This is a genomic window from Pseudomonas sessilinigenes (assembly GCF_003850565.1).
Classification (GTDB): Bacteria; Pseudomonadota; Gammaproteobacteria; order Pseudomonadales; family Pseudomonadaceae; genus Aquipseudomonas; species Aquipseudomonas sessilinigenes.
On record NZ_CP027706.1, the window covers coordinates 3,472,043 to 3,493,689 of the forward strand.

The 21,647-nt window shown below is 63.5% G+C and carries 17 protein-coding genes; 4 read left to right on the top strand and 13 right to left on the bottom strand.

Annotated features, from left to right (window positions below; translation table 11 throughout):
- Positions 1 to 99 precede the first annotated feature (99 nt).
- The 5 genes from C4K39_RS15965 to arcD (C4K39_RS15985) form a co-directional block, all read right to left on the bottom strand.
- The gene (locus tag C4K39_RS15965) at positions 100 to 459 is read right to left on the bottom strand and encodes a DUF5064 family protein (RefSeq protein ID WP_068579175.1); all 360 of its coding nucleotides are present in this window, start codon (positions 457 to 459) and stop codon (positions 100 to 102) included.
- A gap of 68 nt (positions 460 to 527) precedes the next feature.
- Entirely contained in the window at positions 528 to 1,457 is a 930-nt protein-coding gene (arcC, locus tag C4K39_RS15970) for a carbamate kinase (RefSeq protein WP_068579177.1), read from the bottom strand.
- A gap of 62 nt (positions 1,458 to 1,519) precedes the next feature.
- On the bottom strand, positions 1,520 to 2,530 hold the full coding sequence (locus C4K39_RS15975) for an ornithine carbamoyltransferase (RefSeq protein WP_022640460.1): 1,011 nt from the start codon (positions 2,528 to 2,530) through the stop codon (positions 1,520 to 1,522).
- A 77-nt stretch (positions 2,531 to 2,607) separates the two neighbouring features.
- Positions 2,608 to 3,864: an arginine deiminase gene (gene arcA, locus C4K39_RS15980; RefSeq protein ID WP_068579179.1), complete on the bottom strand. Its 1,257-nt coding sequence runs from the start codon at positions 3,862 to 3,864 to the stop codon at positions 2,608 to 2,610.
- Positions 3,865 to 3,913: 49 nt separating this feature from the next.
- Entirely contained in the window at positions 3,914 to 5,341 is a 1,428-nt protein-coding gene (arcD, locus tag C4K39_RS15985; protein WP_068579181.1) for an arginine-ornithine antiporter, read from the bottom strand.
- 453 nt (positions 5,342 to 5,794) lie between these two features.
- Here arcD (C4K39_RS15985) and arcD (C4K39_RS15990) point away from each other — a divergent pair, with 453 nt between their 5' ends.
- Both arcD (C4K39_RS15990) and C4K39_RS15995 read left to right on the top strand, forming a co-directional pair.
- On the top strand, positions 5,795 to 7,222 hold the full coding sequence (gene arcD, locus C4K39_RS15990) for an arginine-ornithine antiporter (protein ID WP_068579182.1): 1,428 nt from the start codon (positions 5,795 to 5,797) through the stop codon (positions 7,220 to 7,222).
- Entirely contained in the window at positions 7,219 to 8,109 is an 891-nt protein-coding gene (locus tag C4K39_RS15995; protein WP_068579184.1) for a DNA-3-methyladenine glycosylase family protein, read from the top strand. Before arcD (C4K39_RS15990) ends, C4K39_RS15995 begins: the two co-directional genes overlap by 4 nt.
- A gap of 12 nt (positions 8,110 to 8,121) precedes the next feature.
- On the opposite strand, the gene C4K39_RS16000 is transcribed toward C4K39_RS15995, so the two are convergent.
- The 8 genes from C4K39_RS16000 to gap form a co-directional block, all read right to left on the bottom strand.
- On the bottom strand, positions 8,122 to 9,471 hold the full coding sequence (locus C4K39_RS16000) for a CoA transferase (protein ID WP_068579186.1): 1,350 nt from the start codon (positions 9,469 to 9,471) through the stop codon (positions 8,122 to 8,124).
- 109 nt (positions 9,472 to 9,580) lie between these two features.
- Entirely contained in the window at positions 9,581 to 11,725 is a 2,145-nt protein-coding gene (locus C4K39_RS16005; protein ID WP_068579189.1) for a methyl-accepting chemotaxis protein, read from the bottom strand.
- A gap of 186 nt (positions 11,726 to 11,911) precedes the next feature.
- Positions 11,912 to 12,313: a YbaN family protein gene (locus C4K39_RS16010; RefSeq protein WP_068579191.1), complete on the bottom strand. Its 402-nt coding sequence runs from the start codon at positions 12,311 to 12,313 to the stop codon at positions 11,912 to 11,914.
- 112 nt (positions 12,314 to 12,425) lie between these two features.
- Positions 12,426 to 13,034: a biliverdin-producing heme oxygenase gene (locus tag C4K39_RS16015; RefSeq protein WP_068579193.1), complete on the bottom strand. Its 609-nt coding sequence runs from the start codon at positions 13,032 to 13,034 to the stop codon at positions 12,426 to 12,428.
- Positions 13,035 to 13,144: 110 nt separating this feature from the next.
- Positions 13,145 to 15,763 (bottom strand): TonB-dependent receptor, encoded by a 2,619-nt coding sequence (locus C4K39_RS16020; RefSeq protein ID WP_124346966.1) that lies wholly within the window; start codon positions 15,761 to 15,763, stop codon positions 13,145 to 13,147.
- A 122-nt stretch (positions 15,764 to 15,885) separates the two neighbouring features.
- Positions 15,886 to 16,854, bottom strand: a complete 969-nt coding sequence (locus C4K39_RS16025) for a FecR family protein (RefSeq protein ID WP_068579198.1) — start codon at positions 16,852 to 16,854, stop codon at positions 15,886 to 15,888.
- Between the two features lie 114 nt (positions 16,855 to 16,968).
- A complete protein-coding gene (locus tag C4K39_RS16030; RefSeq protein WP_068579200.1) occupies positions 16,969 to 17,487 on the bottom strand; it encodes an RNA polymerase sigma factor in 519 nt (172 codons plus the stop codon).
- Between the two features lie 137 nt (positions 17,488 to 17,624).
- Positions 17,625 to 18,629, bottom strand: coding sequence for a type I glyceraldehyde-3-phosphate dehydrogenase (gene gap / locus C4K39_RS16035; protein ID WP_124346967.1), 1,005 nt, complete (start codon positions 18,627 to 18,629; stop codon positions 17,625 to 17,627).
- Between the two features lie 223 nt (positions 18,630 to 18,852).
- On the opposite strand from gap, the gene edd reads away from it, so the two are divergent.
- Both edd and C4K39_RS16045 read left to right on the top strand, forming a co-directional pair.
- Complete coding sequence (gene edd / locus C4K39_RS16040) at positions 18,853 to 20,679, top strand: phosphogluconate dehydratase (RefSeq protein ID WP_124346968.1); 1,827 nt, start codon at positions 18,853 to 18,855, stop codon at positions 20,677 to 20,679.
- Positions 20,676 to 21,626, top strand: a complete 951-nt coding sequence (locus tag C4K39_RS16045; protein WP_124346969.1) for a glucokinase — start codon at positions 20,676 to 20,678, stop codon at positions 21,624 to 21,626. The genes edd and C4K39_RS16045 overlap by 4 nt, the downstream gene beginning before the upstream one ends.
- Positions 21,627 to 21,647 lie beyond the last annotated feature (21 nt).

The window sequence follows — 21,647 nt, forward strand, 5'->3', positions numbered from 1 at the left end:
ATCGTCGCGGCTATCGTGCAGCCCTGCGGGGCGCTTGCATCAGGCACGGAGCCGATGCCAGGCAGGGGGGGCCGGCCGACTCCTGCGCAAGGCGAGGTGCTATTCCAGATGCTCGGGTTTCATCGGGTCGCCGGGCTTGATGTCCAGTTGCCTGCGCACGTCTTCGAACATCTCGTCGTAGTACTTGTGCAAGGACGAAATATTCGCGCTCTTGGGCATCCCGTGTTGCTGGGCGATACGCGCGGCATGGCGGGCGAAGTCGAAGGCCTGGTCCTTGGCCAGGAAGAACTGCTCCTTGAGGGGCTTGTCCTCGATGGTGCCGTGCAGGGTGAACTGCATGCCGCGACCCTCCTTGGGGTCCTGGGCCAGTTCATAGTCGATGCACAGGTTGTAGCTGTAGTCGTCCTTGTTCAGCGCATGGCGCTCGATATGCAGGTGACCGGGCTCAAACATGGCCATAGGCGTTGTCCTCCTGGGCGTTGAAGAGGGGCAGGCGATGGGCCTGCCCGTGTTCCAGCAGCGGGCGTCTACAGGTAGCTGATGCCGGGTTTGCCTGTGCTGATGCGCGTACCGGCCTGGCCCTGGACGATGGCTTCAATGTCCGAGAGTGAACCGATCACCGCGACTTTTCCAGTCTGCCGGGCGAATTCGCAGGCCGCCTGGACCTTGGGTCCCATGGAGCCGGCGGCAAAGCCGAGCTTCTCGATTTCGTCCGGATGGGCCTGGGCAATGGCCTTCTGGGTCGGCTTGCCGAAGTCGACGAACGCCGCGTTGACGTCGGTGGCGATCACCAGCAGGTCGGCTTCCAGTTGCCGGGCCAGCAGTGCCGAGCACAGGTCCTTGTCGATCACCGCCTCGATGCCCTTGAGCTTGCCGTCCTCGCCATACAGGGTCGGGATACCGCCGCCACCGGCGCAGATCACGATGCTGCTTTTTTCCAGCAGCCACTTGATCGGACGGATCTCGAAGATGCGCTTGGGTTTCGGGCTCGCCACTACACGGCGGTACTTGTCACCGTCCGGGGCAATGGCCCAGCCTTTTTCCTTGGCCAGCTTCTCGGCTTCTTCCTTGTCGTAGACCGGGCCGATGGGCTTGGTCGGGTTCTTGAAGGCCGGGTCCTTGGCATCCACTTCCACTTGGGTCAGCAGCGTGGCGAACGGCACCTCGAAGTCCAGCAGGTTGCCCAGTTCCTGTTCGATGATGTAGCCGATCATGCCCTCGGTCTCGGCGCCGAGTACGTCCAGCGGGTAGGGCGAGACCTGGGTGTAGGCCGCCGCCTGCAGCGACAGCAGTCCCACTTGCGGACCATTGCCGTGGGCGATCACCAGCTGGTTGCCGGGATGGATCTTGGCGATCTGTTCGGTGGCGATGCGGATGTTGGCGCGCTGGTTGTCCGCGGTCATGGGTTCACCACGGCGGAGCAGGGCGTTACCGCCCAATGCAACGACGATACGCATAATGCAGTCCTTCTAGAGTCCGGTGCCGGCGCTACCTGGGCAGCGCCGGTGCCGAAGGGGAATTACAGGTCGGCCAGGGTCGAGACCAGGATCGCCTTGATGGTGTGCATGCGGTTCTCCGCCTGCTCGAAGGCGATGCAGGCCGGGGACTCGAACACGTCATCGGTGACTTCGATGCCGTTGGCCAGGTGCGGATACTGCTCGGCGATCTGCTTGCCGACCTTGGTATCGCTGTTGTGGAAGGCCGGCAGGCAGTGCATGAACTTGGTCCGTGGGTTGCCGGTGGCCTTCATCAGCTGGGTGTTGACCTGGTAGGGCAGCAGTTGCTCGATGCGCTCGGCCCAGGCTTCCACCGGCTCGCCCATGGAGACCCAGACGTCGGTGTGGATGAAGTCCACGCCCTTGACCGCGGCTTTCGGGTCCTCGGTGAGGGTGATGCGCGCGCCGCTTTCCTCAGCGTATTTCTTGCAGCGCTCGACCAGGTCGTCATGGGGCCACAGGGCCTTGGGCGCGCAGATGCGCACGTCCATGCCGAGCTTGGCGCCCACCAGCAGCAGCGAGTTGCCCATGTTGTTGCGGGCATCGCCCAGGTAGGCGTAGCTGATTTCGTGGATCGGCTTGTCGGCGTGCTCACGCATGGTCAGCACGTCGGCGATCATCTGGGTCGGGTGGTATTCGTCGGTCAGGCCGTTGAACACCGGTACCCCGGCGAACTTCGCCAGTTCCTCGACGATCTCCTGCTTGAAGCCGCGGTACTCGATGGCGTCGTACATGCGCCCCAGCACCCGGGCGGTGTCCTTCATGCTTTCCTTGTGGCCGATCTGCGAGGAATTGGGGTCGATGTAGGTGACGTTGGCCCCTTGGTCATAGGCCGCTACCTCGAAGGCACAGCGGGTACGGGTGGAGGTCTTTTCGAAGATCAGGGCGATGTTGTTGCCCTTCAGGTGCTGCTGCTCGGTGCCGGTGTACTTGGCGCGCTTGAGGTCGCGGGACAGGTCCAGCAGATAGCGCAGCTCGCGTGGGGTGTGGTGTTCCAGGCTCAGCAGGTTGCGGTTGTGGATGTTGAAAGCCATGGTGATTCTCCTCGAATTCAGTGATCGGCCCGACCGGCGCCGGGCGGGCGCGGTCGGACAGCGGGTCGTCTAAAGGCTCAGTAGTCGATCGGGTCGCGCACGATCGGGCAGGTCATGCAGTGGCCGCCGCCACGGCCGCGACCCAGTTCGCCGGCGCTGATGGTGATGACTTCCACGCCGGCCTTGCGCAGCAGGGTGTTGGTGTAGGTATTGCGGTCGTAGCCGATGACCACGCCGGGCTCCACGGCCACCACGTTGTTGCCGTCGTCCCATTGTTCGCGTTCGGCGGCGAAGCTGTTGCCGCCGGTCTCCACGACTCGCAGAGCCTTGAGGTTGAGGGCGGCGGCCACGGTGTCGAGGAAGTTGGTCTTCTCGCGCTGGATATCGATGCCGTGGGGCTTGCTCTCGTCAGGGCGCAGGGTGAAAGGAACGATCTGATTGACCACTTCGGGGAAGATGGTGACCAGGTCGCGGTCGCAGAAACTGAACACGGTATCCAGGTGCATCGCTGCGCGGGATTTCGGCAGGCCGGCAACGATCACTCGCTCCACGGCTTTGTTCTTGAACAGGTTGCGCGCCAGTTGGCCGATGGCCTGGTGGGACGAACGCTCGCCCATGCCGATCAGGACCACGCCGTTGCCAATGGGCATGACGTCACCGCCTTCCAGGGTGGAGGCGCCATGCTCCTGGTCGGGGTCGCCGTACCAGATCTGGAAGTCGGCGTTGGTGAACTCGGGGTGGAACTTGTAGATGGCGGTGGTCAGCAGGGTTTCCTGGCGTCGCGCCGGCCAGTACATGGGGTTGAGCGTCACGCCGCCATAGATCCAGCAGGTGGTGTCGCGGGTGAACTGGGTGTTGGGCAAAGGCGGCAGGATGAAGCTGGCGTGGCCGAGGAAGTCGCGGAACATCTCGATGGTCTTGCCGCCGAAGCTGCTGGGCAGGTCATCGGCCGAGACCCCGCCGATGAGGTATTCGGCGATCTTGCGCGGCTCCAGGCTGCGCAACCACGAGCCGACTTCCTCCACCAGCCCCAGGCCCACGGTGTTGGCGGTGATCTTGCGCTCCAGGATCCAGTCCAGGGCTTCGGGGATGGCGACGATGTCGGTCAGCAGGTTGTGCATCTCCAGCACATCGATATCCCGCTCGCGCATCTTGGTGACGAAGTCGAAGTGATCGCGCTTGGCCTGGGCCACCCACAGCACGTCGTCGAACAGCAGTTCATCGCAGTTGTTCGGGGTCAGCCGCTGATGGGCCAGGCCTGGGGAGCAAACCATGACTTTGCGCAGTTTGCCGGCTTCGGAATGGACGCCGTACTTAACTTTTTCCGTGGTCATTACTGTGATCCTCCAGAGGTAAAACAATCAGGGGGTATTGCCGGTGCAGCTATAGGGTCAGGAAGCCGTCGTAGAGTCCGTAGGCCGCCAGGGCGGCGCCCAGGAGCACGGCTGCGAAAATCAGCTTCTCGACACGGGTGAAAATCGGTTTGTGCAATTCCATCTTGGCCTTGGCGAAGAGCACCGCGCCGGGGGCGTACAGCAGGGCCGAGAGCAGCAGGTACTTGACCCCGCCGGCGTACAACAGCCAGATGGCGTAGAGCAGGGCGATGCAGCCGATCACCAGGTCTTTCTTGCGCTCGGCCAGGGCCTGTTCGTAGCTTTCGCCACGTACCGCCAGGAGTACCGCGTAAGCCGCCGACCACAGGTACGGCACCAGGATCATCGAGGTGGCCAGGTAGATCAGCGACAGGTAGGTGCCCTTGGAAAACAGGGTGATGACCAGGAAGACCTGCACCATGACGTTGGTCAGCCACAGGGCGTTGGCCGGTACATGGTTGGCGTTCTCGCGGCGCAGGAACTCCGGCATGGTGTGGTCCTTGGCGGCGGCGAACATGATCTCGGCGCACAACAGGACCCACGACAGCAGGGCTCCGAGCAGCGAGATGATCAGGCCGATGCTGATCAGCAGCGCGCCCCAGTGGCCCACTACGTGTTCCAGGACCGCGGCCATGGATGGGTTCTGCAGCTTGGCCAGTTCCGGCTGGGTCATGATCCCCAGGGACAGCACGTTCACCAGCACCAGGAACAGCAGCACGGTGATGAAGCCGATGACGGTGGCCTTGCCCACGTCGGAGCGTTTTTCCGCCCGGGAAGAGAAGATGCTCGCGCCCTCGATGCCGATGAACACCCAGACGGTGACCAGCATCATGTTGCGCACCTGGTTCATCACGCTGCCCAGGTCCGGGTTCTTCACGCCCCAGATGTCAGCGGTGAAGATGTCCAGCTTGAAGGCGAAGAGCGCGATCAGCACGAACAGCAGCAGCGGCACCACCTTGGCCACCGTGGTCACCAGGTTGATGAAGGCCGCTTCCTTGATACCGCGCAGTACCAGAAAGTGCACGGCCCAGAGCAGGACCGAGGCACCGATCACCGCCGCAGGAGTGTTGCCCTCACCGAAGATCGGGAAGAAGTAACCCAGGGTGCTGAACAACAGGACGAAGTAGCCGACGTTGCCCAACCAGGCGCTGATCCAGTAGCCCCAGGCTGAGGAGAAGCCCATGTAGTCGCCGAATCCGGCCTTGGCGTAGGCATATACACCGCCATCCAGGTCAGGTTTGCGATTGGCCAGGGTTTGAAAGACGAATGCCAATGTCAACATGCCGACTGCAGTAATTGCCCAACCAATAAGAACTGCCCCGACATCGGCGCTGGCTGCCATGTTCTGCGGCAAGGAAAAGATCCCCCCGCCAATCATGGAACCCACTACCAAGGCGACTAATGCGCCCAGTTTTAGTTTTCCGGGAGATTCAGACATTGCATGACTCCAATGCAGGAGAAGAGAGACTTCAGATTAAGTCTGTCGCCAATCCAAACTGCTGACTTGGATCAGTCAATTGCTGCATTTCGTTGTGAATGAATGACTTAAGACGTGTAGCGAGAGGTAGAATGCAGCCCTGTAAGGCCCATCCCATAAGGCTTTGATCTCCTTTCAAAGAGGCGGCTTCCATTATCGATGTCGATTGACGCTAGACCCTTTCAAAGAATATGCAAATCATCTCGCTCGCTAATTAAGGCGAGATGGGTGATGGCACTTGGCGCATACTCTTAACAAAATACTCGGTTATTCAGTGTGTTCTGGCGGGTGTTCGCGGAGTATCCGAATAAAGGATGGTTAATTGACTGTTACTATCAGAATCAATTTCCTAGAAAGTTATTTAATTGCGTCTAATTTTATCGCCAGGGCGACTCGCTGATATAAGGAGTAGGGATGTCACAACCGGCACAAAAACTTCAATTGGGTGCGCTGATCGCGTTGGTGGTGGGTTCCATGATTGGCGGGGGGATCTTTTCCTTGCCGCAGAACATGGCGGCCCGGGCCGACGCCGGGGCGGTCCTGATCGGCTGGGCGATTACCGCGGTCGGCATGCTGACCCTGGCCTTCGTGTTCCAGACCCTGGCCAATCGCAAGCCTGAACTGGATTCCGGGGTCTACGCCTATGCCAAGGCCGGCTTTGGCGACTACATGGGTTTTTCTTCGGCCTGGGGCTACTGGATCAGCGCCTGGCTGGGCAACGTCGGCTACTTCGTCCTGCTGTTCAGCACCCTGGGCTATTTCTTCCCGGTGTTCGGCCAGGGCAATACCCCGGTGGCCATCGGTTGTGCCTCGCTGCTGCTGTGGGCCGTGCACTTTCTGGTACTGCGCGGGATCAAGGAAGCCACGTTCATCAACCAGCTGACCACGGTGGCCAAGATCGTGCCTTTGGTGATGTTCATCGTGATCGCTGCGGTGGCCTTCAAGGCGGAGATCTTCACCCGCGATATCTGGGGGCACAGCAACCCGAATTTCGGCGGGGTGCTGGACCAGGTGCGCAACATGATGCTGGTCACGGTCTTCGTCTTCATCGGCATCGAGGGGGCCAGCGTGTACTCGGCGCGGGCGCAGAAGCGCGAGGATGTCGGGCGGGCCACGGTGATAGGTTTCCTCGGCGTGCTGGCGCTGTTGGTGCTGGTCAACGTGCTGTCGCTGGGGATCATGAGCCAGCCGGAGCTGGCCAGGTTGCAGAACCCGTCCCTGGCGGCGGTACTGGAGCACATTGTCGGGCCATGGGGCGCCTTGCTGATCAGCATCGGCCTGGCGGTATCGCTGCTGGGGGCCCTGTTGTCCTGGGCCCTGTTGTGCGCGGAGATCCTCCACGCCACCGCGAGCGACCGGACCATGCCGGCGTTCTTGCGCAAGGAAAACGCCAACCATGTACCGGTCAACGCCCTGTGGCTGACCAACGTGATGATCCAGGTGTTCCTGTTGATCACCCTGGTCTCCGCCGGCACCTACACCAAGCTGATCTACCTGGCTTCGTCGATGATCCTGGTGCCCTATCTGTGGTCCGCCGCCTATGCGGTGTTGCTCAGTGGCCGTGGTGAAACCTACGAGCAAGCCACCGGGCAGCGGATGAAGGACCTGCTTATCGCCAGCATTGCCCTGAGTTACGCCATCTGGTTGCTGTACGCCGGCGGGGTCAAGTACCTGCTGCTCTCGGCCCTGCTCTATGCCCCGGGAGTGATCCTGTTTGCCAAGGCCAAGCATGAGCAGGGCGAGCCGTTGTTCACCCTGCCGGAGAAGCTGATCTTCAGTGCCGTGATCGTCGGCGCGTTGCTGGCGGCCTACGGCCTCTACAGTGGTTTGCTGGCGTTATGAATGAGCTGCGACTGCTGCTGCCCTATGCCGGGCCCTACGACTGGCAGGCGATGCTGGGCTTTCTGGCGCGGCGCGCCATCGCTGGCCTGGAGGTGGTGCAGGGCGAGGCCTACGCCCGGAGTTTCGAACTCGACGGACAGTCCGGCACCTTGAGCGTACGCCCGGGGCCAGGGGAGCAACTGGATGTGCGTTTCCAGTCGGCCGGCCAGGACTTGTCGCCGCAGCTGATCGGGCAGGTGGTGATGCGTGTGCGCCGCCAGTTCGACCTGGACGCCGACTTGCAGCGAATCGCTCGTGAACTGGCTGGGGACGAGTTGCTGCAGCCGTTACTACGCAGCCGTCCCGGATTGCGGGTCCCGGGAGCCTGGGATGGTTTCGAACTGGCGATCCGCGCCGTGCTGGGCCAGCAGATTACCGTACAGGGCGCTATCGACCTGGCAGGGCGGCTGGTGGCGTTGCACGGCCGCCCCTTGGCCTGTGGCGATCCCCTGTGGCCAGGGCTGAGCCATGTGTTTGCCACGCCCACGGCCCTGGCCTCGGCAGACCTGGCCGCGCTGGGGATGCCCCGCAGTCGTGCTCGGACCCTGTCCGGGGTGGCCCAGGCGCTGCTGGACGACCCGTTGCTGCTGGAGCCCAAGGGCAGCCTGCAGCAAGGTGTCCAGGGGCTGTTGCAACTGTCTGGAATCGGTGACTGGACGGCGCACTACATCGCCCTGCGGCACATGCGCGAGATGGATGCCTTTCCGGCGGCAGACGTCGGGTTGCTCAATGCCATGGCGACATTGCAGGGCCAGCGGCCGAATGCGCGCCAGCTGTTGGCCCGCGCCGAAGCCTGGCGGCCGTGGCGCGGCTATGCCGCGCAGCACCTGTGGGCGGCTGGCGGCTGAGTCACGAGGCCGCTACCACCACCTGGCCCGATGAGCGCCCAAGGGGCCTGCCGGGCAGTCCCACTGTAGCGGCGTGCCGCTGATGTTCAGGGGCACCTGAAGGCGATGAGCCGGTCCCCAGGCCGTCTGCTCCTGCACCAGCCCTTGATCCTCCGGCCCCTCGGGCCGCAGTCCGGTGCTGGCCTGTCCCTGGCTGGAGTGATCGATCAGCAACCTGGCCGTGCGGGCCAGGGACAAACGGGCTTGCCCGCCCTGCTGCCAGGACGGGTCCAGGGCGCGCAGGGCGCTGGCTGCCATCAGGTAGCCGGTGGCGTGATCCAGGGCCTGCACCGGTAGGGGCGTGGGTTGTTCCGCTGCTTTCCAGGCCATGCCGGCCTCGGCGATGCCGCAGCTCATCTGCACCAGGCTGTCGAACCCCCGGCGGTTACGCCAGGGTCCGCTCCAACCGTAGGCGTTGAGGCTCACCTCGATCAGCCCAGGGGACAGGCGCTGGCGCTGTTCACTGTCATAGCCCAGGCCGTCCAGGGCGTCGCCGCGGTAGCCGTGCAGCAGCAGGTCGGCCTGGGCCAGAAGGCTTTCGAAGAGGGCGCGGTCTTCAAGAACGTGCAGGTCCAGGCGGGCGCAGCGCTTGCCCAGGGTCATTTCCGGTTCCACTGCCGGTTCGTTCCACCAGGGCGGATCGATGCGCAGCACGTCGGCGCCGAGCCCGGCCAGCAGGCGGCTGGCCACGGGACCGGCCAGGACCCGGGTCAGGTCCAGCACCTTGAGCCCGGCCAGCGGTCGCTCGCTGGACCGGCTCCAGGACTTTTTCCGAGGTTCGTGGCCGGGCAACCAATGCACCAGGGGCTCGCTGTTGACCGCCTGCCCCTGGGGGTGGACCTGCCACTGCTGCCAGCTGCGCATCTGCGCCGCGCAGCCACCGTGCTCGACGATGGCCTGTTCCAGCTCGTGGGCTTTCCAGCTTGCCACCCTGGCCGCCATGGCCGAACGCTCGCTGGCGGGGCCCAGGACCTGTTCGGCTACGGCCCGATGGTGAGGGGCATTGGTGTGCAGGCGAATCCAGCCGTCGCAGGTGGCGTAGTCGCCGGCAATCGGGTCCCAGAGTGCGGGCGGGCTCCAGCCCTGGGGACGCAGCGAGCTGGCGAACCAGAACGAGGCCAGGCGCCGGTCGACACTGACCGTAGGGCGCCGGCCGGTGTGGTGGTACAAGAGTTCGGCGAGTGCCTGCCCGGCGGCACCGATGCTGGCGCTGGCCAGGTCGCTGACGGCAAAGGCCGAGGGCAGGGCGCCTTCGCCCTGTTCGTGGAGCTCGGACGGTGGCAGGTGCAGGGCGGCTTGAATGGATGTCAGTAGCGGGTGCATGGACGGCTCCTCTCGACAAGAGGAGGGCATTGCACCCTGAAATCCCATGGCCTGTCGAGGCGCAGGCGCGGGTCTTGTGACGCGGGTTGCCGCGTCACAAGGGCCGGACTCAGACGCGGAACTGGTCCATCAGTTTCATCTGCTGGGTCGCCAGGGCATTGAGCTGGCTGCTGACCTGGGCCGATTCGCTGGCCTGTTCGGTGAGGGTCTCGGTGACGCTACGGATTGCCGAGACATTGCGGTTGACCTCTTCGGCCACGGCGCTCTGTTCTTCGGCGGCGCTGGCGATCTGCAGGTTCATGTCGCTGATCACCGTCACCGCGTCGCTGATCTTGCCCAGGGCCAGGACCGCTTGCTGGATCTGCCCGGCATTGCTCTGCGCCTGATCCTGGCTGGCATGCATGGTGGTCACCACCTCGCGGGTGCCGCTCTGGATGCGTTCGATCACCACACGGATCTCTTCCACCGAGTCCTGGGTGCGCTTGGCCAGGTTGCGCACTTCATCGGCGACCACCGCGAAACCACGACCGCTTTCACCGGCCCGGGCGGCTTCGATGGCGGCATTGAGGGCCAGCAGGTTGGTCTGTTCGGCGATGCTGCGGATCACCTCCAGTACCGAACCGATCTGCTCGCTGCTCACCGCCAGGGCTTCGACTTCGCCCACGGCCTTGCTCACTTCGTCGGCCAGCAGGCTGATGTCGCGGGTGCTGCGCTCGATGATGGTCATGCCTTCCTTGGCCGACTGGTCGGCGCCGCGGGCGGCCTGGGCGGCATTGGCCGCGCTGCTGGCGACTTCGTGGGCCGTGGCGCTCATTTCGTTGGAGGCGGTGGCCACCTGGTCGATCTCGCGGAACTGCACCTGCATGCCTTCGCTGGTCTGGCGGGCGATCTCCGAGGACTGGTCGGCGGTGCCGCGGGCCTCGGTGATGCTCTGCTTGATCTGGGCGATGGTCGGTTGCAGCTTGTCGAGGAAGCGGTTGAACCAGCCCACCAGCTCGCCCAGTTCGTCCTTCTTGCTGTAGTCCAGGCGCTGGGTCAGGTCGCCGTCGCCGCTGGCGATGGCTTTGAGCATCTGGGCCACGCCGTTGATCGGCCGGGTCACGCCCGAGGCGCTGAGCCAGATCAGGGCCAGGCCCAGCAGGCCGGCACCGATGGCCACCAGCACGGTCTTGACCATGCCGCTGGTCTGGGCTTCATCCAGCAGGGCTTGCAGTTTTACCGAGTCGGCCAGCAGCACCTGTTGTGGCAGGTCGATGGTCACGCCCCAGGGCTTGGCATCGGCGATGGGGCTGAAAGGGTAGACCGCGCGAATCAGCTCGCCCTGTTGCAGGGTCTTGGCCTGGTTGCCGGTGACTGTCGCGAGAATGTCCTTGCCCTGGGCTGCGAAGGCGTCGTTGACGTTCTTGCCGACCTGGCTGGCGTCGGCGCCGACAGCCGCCAGCAAGCCACTGCCGGCGACGATCATCATGTGCCCGGCGCCATCGAACAGGAAGCGCTGGGCCTCACCGGCGGCGGCTTGCAGGGAGTCCAGGGCGATATCGATGCCCATGACCCCGATCACCTTGCCATCCACCAGCAGGGGCTGGGAGATGGTGGTCATCAGTACCTGTTTCTTGTCCTCGCCAATGGTGTCGGCATAAGGATCGAGTAGGCAGGTGCGGCGGTTGTCGCGAGGGCAGGTGTACCAGATGTTGTAGGGAGTACCGCTGAGGTTGAGGGTGGTCTTGGTCAGGTCCTCCTCGGCCATCACGGTGTTGAGCCCCTGGCCACCGGAACGACTCCAGTAGGTGGCGAAGCGCCCGCGCTCGTTGGACGAGCGAGCCGTATCGTTGGCGAACTCACTGTCCTTGCCATCCAGGGCGTTGGGTTCATAGGCCAGCCAGATGCCCAATACCTTGGGATTGCGTTCGAAGGCGGTCTTGAGGCTGTGGTTGAGTTCCTCGCGCAGTACCGAGGCCTCCAGGCCACGCTTGCTGGCCATCTGGCGCAAGTCGCGGACCTGATCGGTCAGGGCGTTGAGCGCCACCTGGCTTTCACCGAAGGTTTTCTGGACCCGAACGGCCTGGTCGGTCGCCTTGGCTTGCAGCAGGTCCTCGACTCCAGCGGTCAGCATCCGTGTGCTGGAGGTATTGACCAACTGGTTGTTCTGCCGGCTCTGGTACAGGTTCATGCTGACGATCAAGGCCACCACGCCTAGCAGGCACAGGCCGGACAGCAGCACGATCTTCAGGCGAATGGAGAGAGAGTCGAACATGGGGCGATCTCGCGAAAGGACGGATGGATAGCACGGAGTCGGATGATTCCGCTCGCCAAGTCCATTTCAGCGCTATGCCCGCAACATCGGCTCGGACGGCCTTTGCGTGAGGTGTTGCCGACGAACGGTCATCTCCTTGACATATATGGCCCCACTGCCGAGGGCATAGCTGCCACGTAGCTGGATTCAGGAGGCCTGTGGCAGGCTCTCGGGGCGCGACCAGATCCACAGGTTGCCCAGGGTCATGCCGGCGATGGCGGCATACAGGGTCCAGTGATGGTTGAGCAGGGTCAGCATCAGCCCGGCGCACAGCAGCATGCTGACGGTGGCGCTGACCTTGGCCTTGCGGCTGACGATCCGGCCGTTGCGCCAGTTGCTCAGGATCGGCCCGAACAGGCGGTGGTTCTCCATCCAGGCGCTGAGCCTTGGCGAGCTCTTGGTGGCGGCCCAGGCGGCCAGGAGGATGAATTCGGTGGTCGGCAGGCCCGGCACTACGATGGCGATCAGGCCGATGGCCAGGCTGACATAGGCCAGTGCGCCGAACAGCAGGCGGGAGATTTTCGAGGGCGAGGGGCGAGTGGGGGTCATGGCGTCGATGATGAGGTAACGCGTCGTACGGCTCAATCCGCAAGGCGGGCAGGCCGACAGAATACCGTGGCGGGCAGGGACACTCCATGGCGCCCTGCCTGCAACTATCGGATCAGGCTGGCTGTGCCGCGCTGGAGTAAGCCTGTTCCAGCAGTACGGTGAAGCGGTTGAAGGCATCCAGGGCGCCCTTTTCCGCTGCCGCTTCTTCTTCGGCGCTGAATTGCAGGCCGTCGAGGATGCGGGTGAAGGTTTTCCAGCCCTCGGCACGCCCGCCGGCCGGTTCGCCCAGGTGACGGGCACCGAAGGTCTCGCTCAGACCCAGGCCCACGGCGCGCTTGATCAGGAACGCTGCGCCAAGCTTGGAACCCTCGGACACGAAGATCCAGCCCAGGGCCTCGGCCTTGCTCGGGTTGCGCACGGCGCCGGCTACCGGGGCCGGTACTTCGGTGTCCAGGTCGGCGAGGTCGGCCTTGGCCGCTTCGGCGCGGCAACGCTCGGCCAGGTCCGGGACGATCGCGATCAGCTCGGGATCGTTGTACAGCTCCACCAGCTCCGACTGGAACAGGTACTGGGCTACCACGAAGCGGGCGAAGGCACCCTGGGTTTCAAAAGGTGCGTGGGCCTTGACCAGGGCATCGAGCTTGGAATGCGGCTCGTGGGTGATCTGGTTCAGGCGCTGGGAACGCAGGTGGTGAGGTTGGGCGCAAGCCTGGGCGGTCATACCGATGTCCTTGAGAATGAGAGGCACTTAGTGACTAGACGAACAAGAAGACGCGACACAGTAAAAAATCCTCACTGCCCTGGATGAAAAAGAGCAGTGAGGGGGCAGGGTCAGATATCCCAGACCAGGTTGACCGAGAAATTACGGCCCGGCATGGTCAGGCGGTCGAGGTTGGCCGGGGCCGTCTGTCCGGCTTCACCGACGCTGTCGTAGCCGCGTACGTCGTCCCAGTTCCAGTATTTCTTGTCGGTCAGGTTGTACAGGCCGGCATTGACGGTCAGGTCGTTGGTGACCTTGTAGAAGCCGGTGAGGTCGAGGATGCCGAAGCCGGGCGTCTTGAACTGACTGCTGGTCAGGCGTCCGTCCGGAGCCTTGAAGGTGCTGTCGTCGACCCGGTCCTTGCGCTTGACCAGGGTCCAGCTCAGCAACGCGCCGTAGTCATCCTGGTCGTAGCCCAGGCCGAACACGCCCTTGAGCGGATTGACGCTGTTGATCGGCTCGCCGTTGTCATTGTTGCGACCGTGGGCATAGGCCACCGAGGCCATGGTGTACAGGCCCTGGGGCGCGCCGAAGGCATCCAGGTTCAAGCGGCCCTTGGCTTCGGCGCCCTTGATGGTGGCGCGCTTGATGTTGTTGCTCTGGATGACGGCTTGCAGCGCACCGGCAGTGATCGCATCTTCGTTGATGAAGTCGCGGTATTGGTTGTAGAACACCGACACGTCGAAGGAACCGGCGTCGAAGCTGCCCCGCAGACCGGTCTCGATGCCTTTGCTGGTCTCTGGCTTGAGGTTGGAGTTGGGCTCGACGACGTAGCCACCGGCGATGTTCTCGAAGCGACCGTAGAGCGCCTTGGCCGACGGTGTGCGGAAGCCCTCGGCGTATTGGCCATAGGCGGTGTAGTGCTCGTCGAAGGCATAGGTCAGGCCGAATTTTGGCGAGACCCGGTGCCAGGTCTTCTTCTCGTCGCTGACCGGGAAGGCGCCGTTCGGGTTGACGGTATTGAGGAACTCCTGGGTCACGTGCGGCTTGAGCTGGATGTAGTCGTAGCGCAGACCCGGGGTGAAGGTCCAGGCGTTCCAGCTGATCTGGTCCTGGGCGAACAAGGCATAGCTGTTGATGGTCGGGTCCGGGAAGTCACTGGATTTCTTCACGCTGTCGCTGGCGGTCGGACTGGGGGCGCCGATGGCGGTACAACCCGCGCCGACCTTCAGGCAAGTGGCAGTGCCAAAGCGCGAGCCGGTAACCTTCTGCTGCTTGAGAGTGGTGCCGTAGGTCAGCTGGTGGTCGGTCTCACCCAGGGCGAAGGCCTTTTCCAGCTGAGCGTCGAATACCCATTGCTTTTCCTCGTACAGGGTCTTGCGCTCGCGCAGCACGTCACGGGCCACCGGGGTGTATATCGAGACCGGGTTATAGCGCTCGCTGGTGGTCTGGTCGGTCTTGGCGATCTGGTAGTTCAGGCTCCACTTGATCCGGTCTGCCACGGGGGATTCCAGGGCGAAGCTGTTTTCCAGGCCGAAGCGTTCCCGGGTGATGGTGTCGTTACCAGTGCGCGAGCGGTACCAGTTTTGCCCGACGCCGTTGATGAACAGGCCGCCTACAGCGCTTTTCTGGTTGGTGTCGCGGTCGTCCTTGTATTTTTCGTAGGTCAGGCCCAGGCGGGCGTCGTCCGCATAGTTCCAGCCCAGCTTAGCCAATACGTTGGTGGTGCGTACATCCTCCGGGTTAGCGGCGGTGCGACCCAGGCCGGTGCCGTTGTTGCTGCCGTAGGATTCGGTTTCGTGGCCATCGCGTCGACTCAGGTGCAGCAAGCCGTCGAACTCGCCGATGCGGCCGGCGAAGGTACCGGACTTCAACCAGCTTTCGTCGGCCGAGCTGTAGCCGGTCTTCAGGCGGGCACCGACATCCTGGCCGGGCTTGATGATGTCGTCGGGGTCCAGGGTGTAGTAGCTGACGGCACCGCCGATGGCGTTGCTGCCATACAGCACCGAGGCCGGGCCACGGAGGATTTCCACGCGCTTGACGATTTCCGGGTCGACGTAATTGCGGTTGGTCTTGGCATAGGGGCCGCTGAAGAAGTGCCCTGGAACCTCGACGCCATCGACCTGGGTCAGGATCCGGTCGCTGTCGATGCCACGGATGTTGTAGCCGCTGATGCCGGCACGCTGGCCGGCGCCACCTACCGACACGCCGGGTTCGTAGCGCACCAGGTCCTTGATATTGGTGACGTTCTGCCGGTCGAGCTCTTCCCGGGTGTGCACGCTCACGGTGCTGGGCACCGAATTGATGTCCTGTTCCTGGCGGGTGGCGCTGATGGTCACTTGCTGCAAGTTCACCGTATTCGGATTGCTGCGCTTCTCCAGGACGATGTTGTTGTTGCCCAGCTTGCGATAGCTCAGGTTGGTGCCGGCCAGCAGCCGATCCAGGGCCTTCTCCGGTGGCAGTGAGCCACGGACGCCCGGGGAGTTGACGCCTGTGCCCAACTCGGCGGGCAGGCCAACCTGCCAGCCCGTCACTGTGCTGAAGGCATTGAGCGCCGATACCAGGGGCTGCTGGGCAATGGCGAAGTTGTAGTTGCCCATGCGCTGGCTGGAACTGCCCGAGGTTTGCGCGGCCACAACGGGCGCAGCATGGGTGCCGGCCAGCAGGATCGCTGCGGTGAGCAGCGACAAGGTGCAATGTTGCAGGCGGGAGTTGGGAACAGGGGATCGGTAGTTGGGACGAGAAGACATCGAAAGCGCTCCGGGTCGCACGAATCTTTTATAGGTGCAGATTTACACGCAAAAATGCGAATCAATTGCATTGGCTATAACGAGACGTACGACCCGGGGTTATCGCGTAAAAATAATTGTTCTCAATTGAGAATGACTAGCGCCGGTAGCTCCGACAGCCGCGCCGAGGTGATGTGGGCCAGGGAGCGGACCACATCCAGGGGCTGGTCGAGACGATAGTTACCAGTGACGGCGACATTCGCCAGTTTGTCGTTGTTGTTGACGATCCAGCCGGGATAGTAGCGACGCAGCTCCGCCAGGACCTGGCTCAAGGGACAATTCTCGAACACCAGGCGACCTTCGACCCAGGCCAGGTCCTTGCTGGCATCGAGTTTGGCCGGCCGGTCGAAGCCCTCGGGGCCGACACGTACGCTTTCGCCAGCGCTCAGGCGCAGGCGCTGGTCGGCATGGGTCGCCCGCAGGTCGAGATCCCCGCGTTGTACCTGGACCTGGGCGATACCATCCAGGTAACGCACGGCAAAAGCGGTATCGCGCACGCTGGCACGCACCGGGCCGGCGTCCAGCTCCAGGGGCAGTCCGCGATTGCCCGGGATCTCGAAGAACGCCTCGCCCTGGTACAACCGCGCGGTGCGCCGGTGCTCGTCGATATCGCTGGAGAACGCCGAATTGGTATTGAGCAGTACTTGGGAGCCATCCTCGAGTTGCAGGCGCTGGCGCTCGCCCACCAGGGTCAGGTGGTCGGCTTGCAGGCGCAGGGGCAGGTTGCTGAAGCTGAACAGTCCCAGCACCAGCACAGCTGCGCTGGCCAGGGGTTTCCAGTGGGGCTTGAGACGGGACAGGAACGAGACTTTCGCAGGAGCGGCCAGGGCCAGGGCGCACTGGGCCACCTGCGGGCCGTTCCAGATGGCTTGGGCCTTGGCGAAGGCCTGGGGGTTGAGCGGCGACGCGCTGAGCCATTGCTGGAACTGACGCACTTGTTCCGGGCTTGGCTGTTCCAGCTCGATCAGCCAGTCCAGGGCCTGATCCATGGCCAGGGTGCTTGGGGTCGAGCCGGAGGGAGTGGGCGGCTCGGCACGGTGAGAATCCGTCACGGGTGTTCCTCGGCTGTGTCTGTGCACAGCTGTTTTTTCAATAGAGAGCGAAAGCCGGCCAAGGGTAGCAAAGGCCAGGGGGCTGACGCAGTCATTCTGCCTGGCAGTTGCTGTTCACTCGCCGTCCAGGCGCTCGGCGACACCAATGCAGATGGCCATGATCAGCTTCAGTTCCTTTTGTACCGTACTCAGGGACACCCCCAGTTCGTCGGCGATTTCCTGATAGCTGTGACCGTGCAGGCGGCTGAGGATGAAGATTCGCTGCTGGCGGGCACTGAGTTGACCCAGGCTGAGGTTCAGGCGTTCCAGCAACTGTTCGGCGTGGGCGGCGTCCTCGGCGCTGCTGACTGGCGCGGCAACGCTTTCCAGCACCTGGGCCGGTACGTCCTCGAGCAGGGTCCGGTCCTGGATACGCCGGGCGCGCAAGTGGTCGAGCGCCAGGTTGCGAGCTGTCTGGAACACGAACGGTTCCAGGTGCGTGATGGTGCGCTCGGCAAGCGCCCGGGTCACGCGCAGGTAAGTCTCCTGCAGCAGGTCTTCGGCGGTGCTGTGGTTGTTGACCATCCGCTCCAGCGTGCGTAGCAGGGACGTTCGTTGAGTGAGGAAGACGTGGTTGAAGTGCGATTGACTCACAGCAAGGCCTGATCCATTTTTTAGCAGATGATAATGATTGTCATCTACGTCCGTGGTCAAGCCTTGTTTGGATTGTCTGCCCTGGCAGTGAGTCGTGCTGTGGCGGGAACCCGGGGCGATTCCCGCAGGTCAGCCATTCATTCGGCGTTGCACAGGGCCAGGCAGTTATCCAGCATGCGGTTGGAGAACCCCCACTCGTTGTCGTACCAGGCCAGGACCTTGAGCAGGCGGCCGCCACTGACCTTGGTGTGGTTGGTGTCGAAGATCGACGACAGCGGGTTGTGGTTGAAGTCGCTGGAGACCAGCGGCAGGGTGTTGTAGCCGAGGATCTTCGAATGCTGGCTGGCGCTCTTGAGCAGGGCGTTGACTTCCTCGGCGCTGGTGTCGCGCTTGAGGGTCACGGTCAGGTCCACCAGGGAGACGTTGATCACTGGTACCCGTACCGCCATGCCGGTCAGCTTGCCGGCCAGCTCCGGCAGCACCAGGCCCACGGCCTCGGCTGCGCCGGTCTTGCTCGGGATCATGTTCTGGGTGCCGGAGCGGGCGCGGTAGGGGTCGGTGTGATAGACGTCGGTGAGGTTCTGGTCGTTGGTGTAGGCATGGATGGTGGTCATCAGGCCGTTCTCGATCCCCAGCTCGCGGTGCAGCACCTGGGCCACCGGGGCCAGGCAGTTAGTAGTGCAGGAGGCGTTGGAGATGATCTGGTGCGATTGGCGCAGGATGTCGTGGTTGACCCCGTAGACCACGGTGGCATCGGCGCCCTTGGCCGGAGCCGAGATGATCACTTTGCGCGCGCCGGCCGTAAGATGGGCGGCGGCCTTGGCGCGGTCGGTGAACAGCCCGGTGCATTCGAACACCACGTCGATCTTCTCTGCGGCCCAGGGCAGCTCGGCCGGATTGCGGATGGCGCTGACCGCGATGCGGTCGCCGTTGACGGTCAGGCTTTCCTGATCATGCTGGATATCGGCGTCGAACAGGCCGTGGACAGTATCGTGCTTGAGCAGGTGGGCATTGATAGCGCTGTCTCCGAGATCGTTGATGGCGACGACCTGCAGGTCCTGGCGATAGCCTTGGGTATAGAGTGCGCGCAGGACGTTGCGGCCGATGCGGCCAAAACCATTGATTGCGATTCGAAGAGTCATGGGTAAGCGCCTGTCGTAGGATTTGTTGTTGGAATTACAAGATTATTCGCATAGAAATAGAAAACAAGCCTTTTTAGTGGCAGTATTTTGTTTTATCTACAACGAGTGACCTGAATCAACTGGTCCGAATGGTCAGGAATTTCCTCCACTGTCCCCCAGTGGCGGGGCTTTGGACCAGCATAGACAAACAGGTCGCCACATCCGTTAGCCTGGAGTTCTACACATGCATCCCCGCGTTCTTGAGGTCACCGAACGGCTCATCGCCCGTAGTCGCGCCACTCGCCAGGCCTATCTCGCCCTGATTCGCGGTGCGGCCAGCGACGGCCCGCAGCGCGGCAAGCTGCAATGCGCGAACTTCGCCCATGGGGTGGCCGGTTGTGGCGCCGAAGACAAGCACAGCCTGCGGATGATGAACGCGGCCAACGTGGCGATTGTTTCGTCATATAACGACATGTTGTCGGCGCACCAGCCCTACGAGCATTTCCCCGAGTTGATCAAGAAGGCCCTGCGCGAGATCGGTTCGGTGGGCCAGTTCGCCGGCGGCACCCCAGCCATGTGCGATGGCGTGACCCAGGGCGAGGCGGGGATGGAGCTGAGCCTGCCGAGCCGCGAGGTCATTGCGTTGTCCACGGCGGTAGCGCTGTCGCACAACATGTTCGATGCCGCCCTGATGCTCGGTATCTGCGACAAGATCGTCCCGGGCCTGATGATGGGAGCCCTGCGCTTCGGCCACCTGCCAATGATTTTCGTCCCGGGCGGCCCCATGGTCTCGGGGATCTCCAACAAACAGAAAGCCGACGTGCGCCAGCGCTATGCCGAAGGCAAGGCCAGTCGCGAAGAGCTGCTGGAATCGGAGATGAAGTCCTACCACAGCCCGGGCACCTGCACCTTCTATGGCACCGCCAACACCAACCAGTTGCTGATGGAGGTCATGGGCCTGCACTTGCCCGGCGCGTCCTTCGTCAACCCCAACACGCCGTTGCGCGACGCCCTGACCCATGAGGCGGCGCAACAGGTCACCCGCCTGACCCGCCAGAGCGGCCACTTCACGCCCATTGGTGAAATCGTCGACGAGCGTTGCCTGGTCAACTCCATCGTCGCCCTGCACGCCACCGGCGGCTCCACCAACCACACCCTGCACATGCCGGCCATCGCCCAGGCTGCGGGCATCCAGCTGACCTGGCAGGACATGGCCGACCTCTCCGAGGTGGTGCCGACCCTGTCCCACGTCTATCCCAACGGCAAGGCCGACATCAACCATTTCCAGGCCGCCGGCGGCATGTCGTTCCTCATCCGCGAACTGCTGGAGGCCGGGCTGCTCCACGAAGACGTCAACACCGTGGCCGGCCCGGGCCTGAGCCGCTATACCCAGGAGCCGTTCCTCGACAACGGCAAGCTGGTATGGCGCGACGGCCCGATCGAAAGCCTCGACGAAAGCATCTTGCGCCCGGTGGCCCGGGCCTTCTCGCCGGAAGGCGGGCTGCGGGTCATGGAAGGCAACCTGGGGCGCGGGGTGATGAAGGTCTCCGCCGTGGCTCCCGAGCACCAGGTCGTCGAGGCTCCGGCCATGGTGTTCCAGGACCAGCAGGACCTGGCCGATGCCTTCAAGGCCGGCCAACTGGAGAAAGACTTCGTGGCGGTGATGCGCTTCCAGGGTCCGCGTTCCAACGGCATGCCCGAGCTGCACAAGATGACCCCTTTCCTGGGTGTGCTGCAGGACCGTGGCTTCAAGGTGGCCCTGGTCACCGACGGGCGCATGTCTGGCGCCTCGGGCAAGATCCCGGCGGCCATTCATGTCAGCCCCGAAGCCCATGTCGGCGGGGCGCTGGCCCGGGTGCGGGATGGCGACATCATTCGCGTGGATGGCGTCAAGGGCACCCTGGAGCTTAAGGTGGACGCCGAACAGTTCGCCGCCCGCGAGCCGGCCAAGGGCCTGCTGGGCAACAACGTCGGCACCGGCCGCGAACTCTTCGCCTTCATGCGCATGGCCTTCAGCTCGGCAGAGCAGGGCGCCAGCGCCTTCACTTCTGCCCTGGAGACATTGAATTGAAACTGGCCCTGGTCGGTGACATCGGCGGCACCAACGCTCGGTTCGCGTTGTGGAAAGACCAACAGCTGGACGCGATCCAGGTCCATGCGACGGCGGACTACAGCTGTCCGGAAGATGCCATCAAGGCCTACCTGAAGGAGCAGGGCCTGGCCCTGGGCGCGGTGGGCTCGGTGTGCCTCTCGGTGGCCGGGCCGGTCAGTGGCGACGAGTTCCGCTTCACCAACAATCACTGGCACCTCAACCGCCAGGCGTTCTGCAAGGCGCTGCAGGTCGAACGCCTGCTGCTGGTCAACGATTTCTCGGCCATGGCCCTGGGCATGACTCGCCTACAGCCGGATGAGTTCCGCGTGGTCTGCGAGGGCGTTGCCGAGCCGTTGCGTCCGGCGGTGGTGATCGGCCCGGGTACCGGCCTGGGGGTGGGCACCCTGCTGAACTTCGGTGATGGCCGCTACATGGCCCTGCCGGGTGAGGGTGGGCATGTCGACCTGCCCTTGAGCAGTCCCCGGGAAACCCAGCTCTGGCAACACATCCACGACGAAATCGGCCATGTCAGCGCCGAAACCGCCCTCAGCGGTGGCGGCCTGCCCCGGGTCTACCGGGCCATCTGCGCAGTGGACGGCCACGAGCCGCGGCTGGATACCCCCGAGGCGATCACCGCTGCGGGGTTGGCCGGCGACCCCATCGCCCGCGAGGTGCTGGAGCAGTTCAGTTGCTGGCTGGGCCGGGTGGCGGGCAACAATGTGCTGACCACCGGTGGCCGGGGCGGGGTATACATCGTCGGCGGGGTGATCCCGCGTTTTGCCGACTTTTTCATCCAGAGCGGCTTCGCCAAGAGCTTTGCCGACAAGGGCTGCATGAGCGACTACTTCAAGGGCATCCCGGTGTGGCTGGTGACGGCGCCCTATTCCGGACTGACCGGCGCCGGGGTGGCCCTGGAACAGGCATAATCGCCCCCCATTCATGACAAC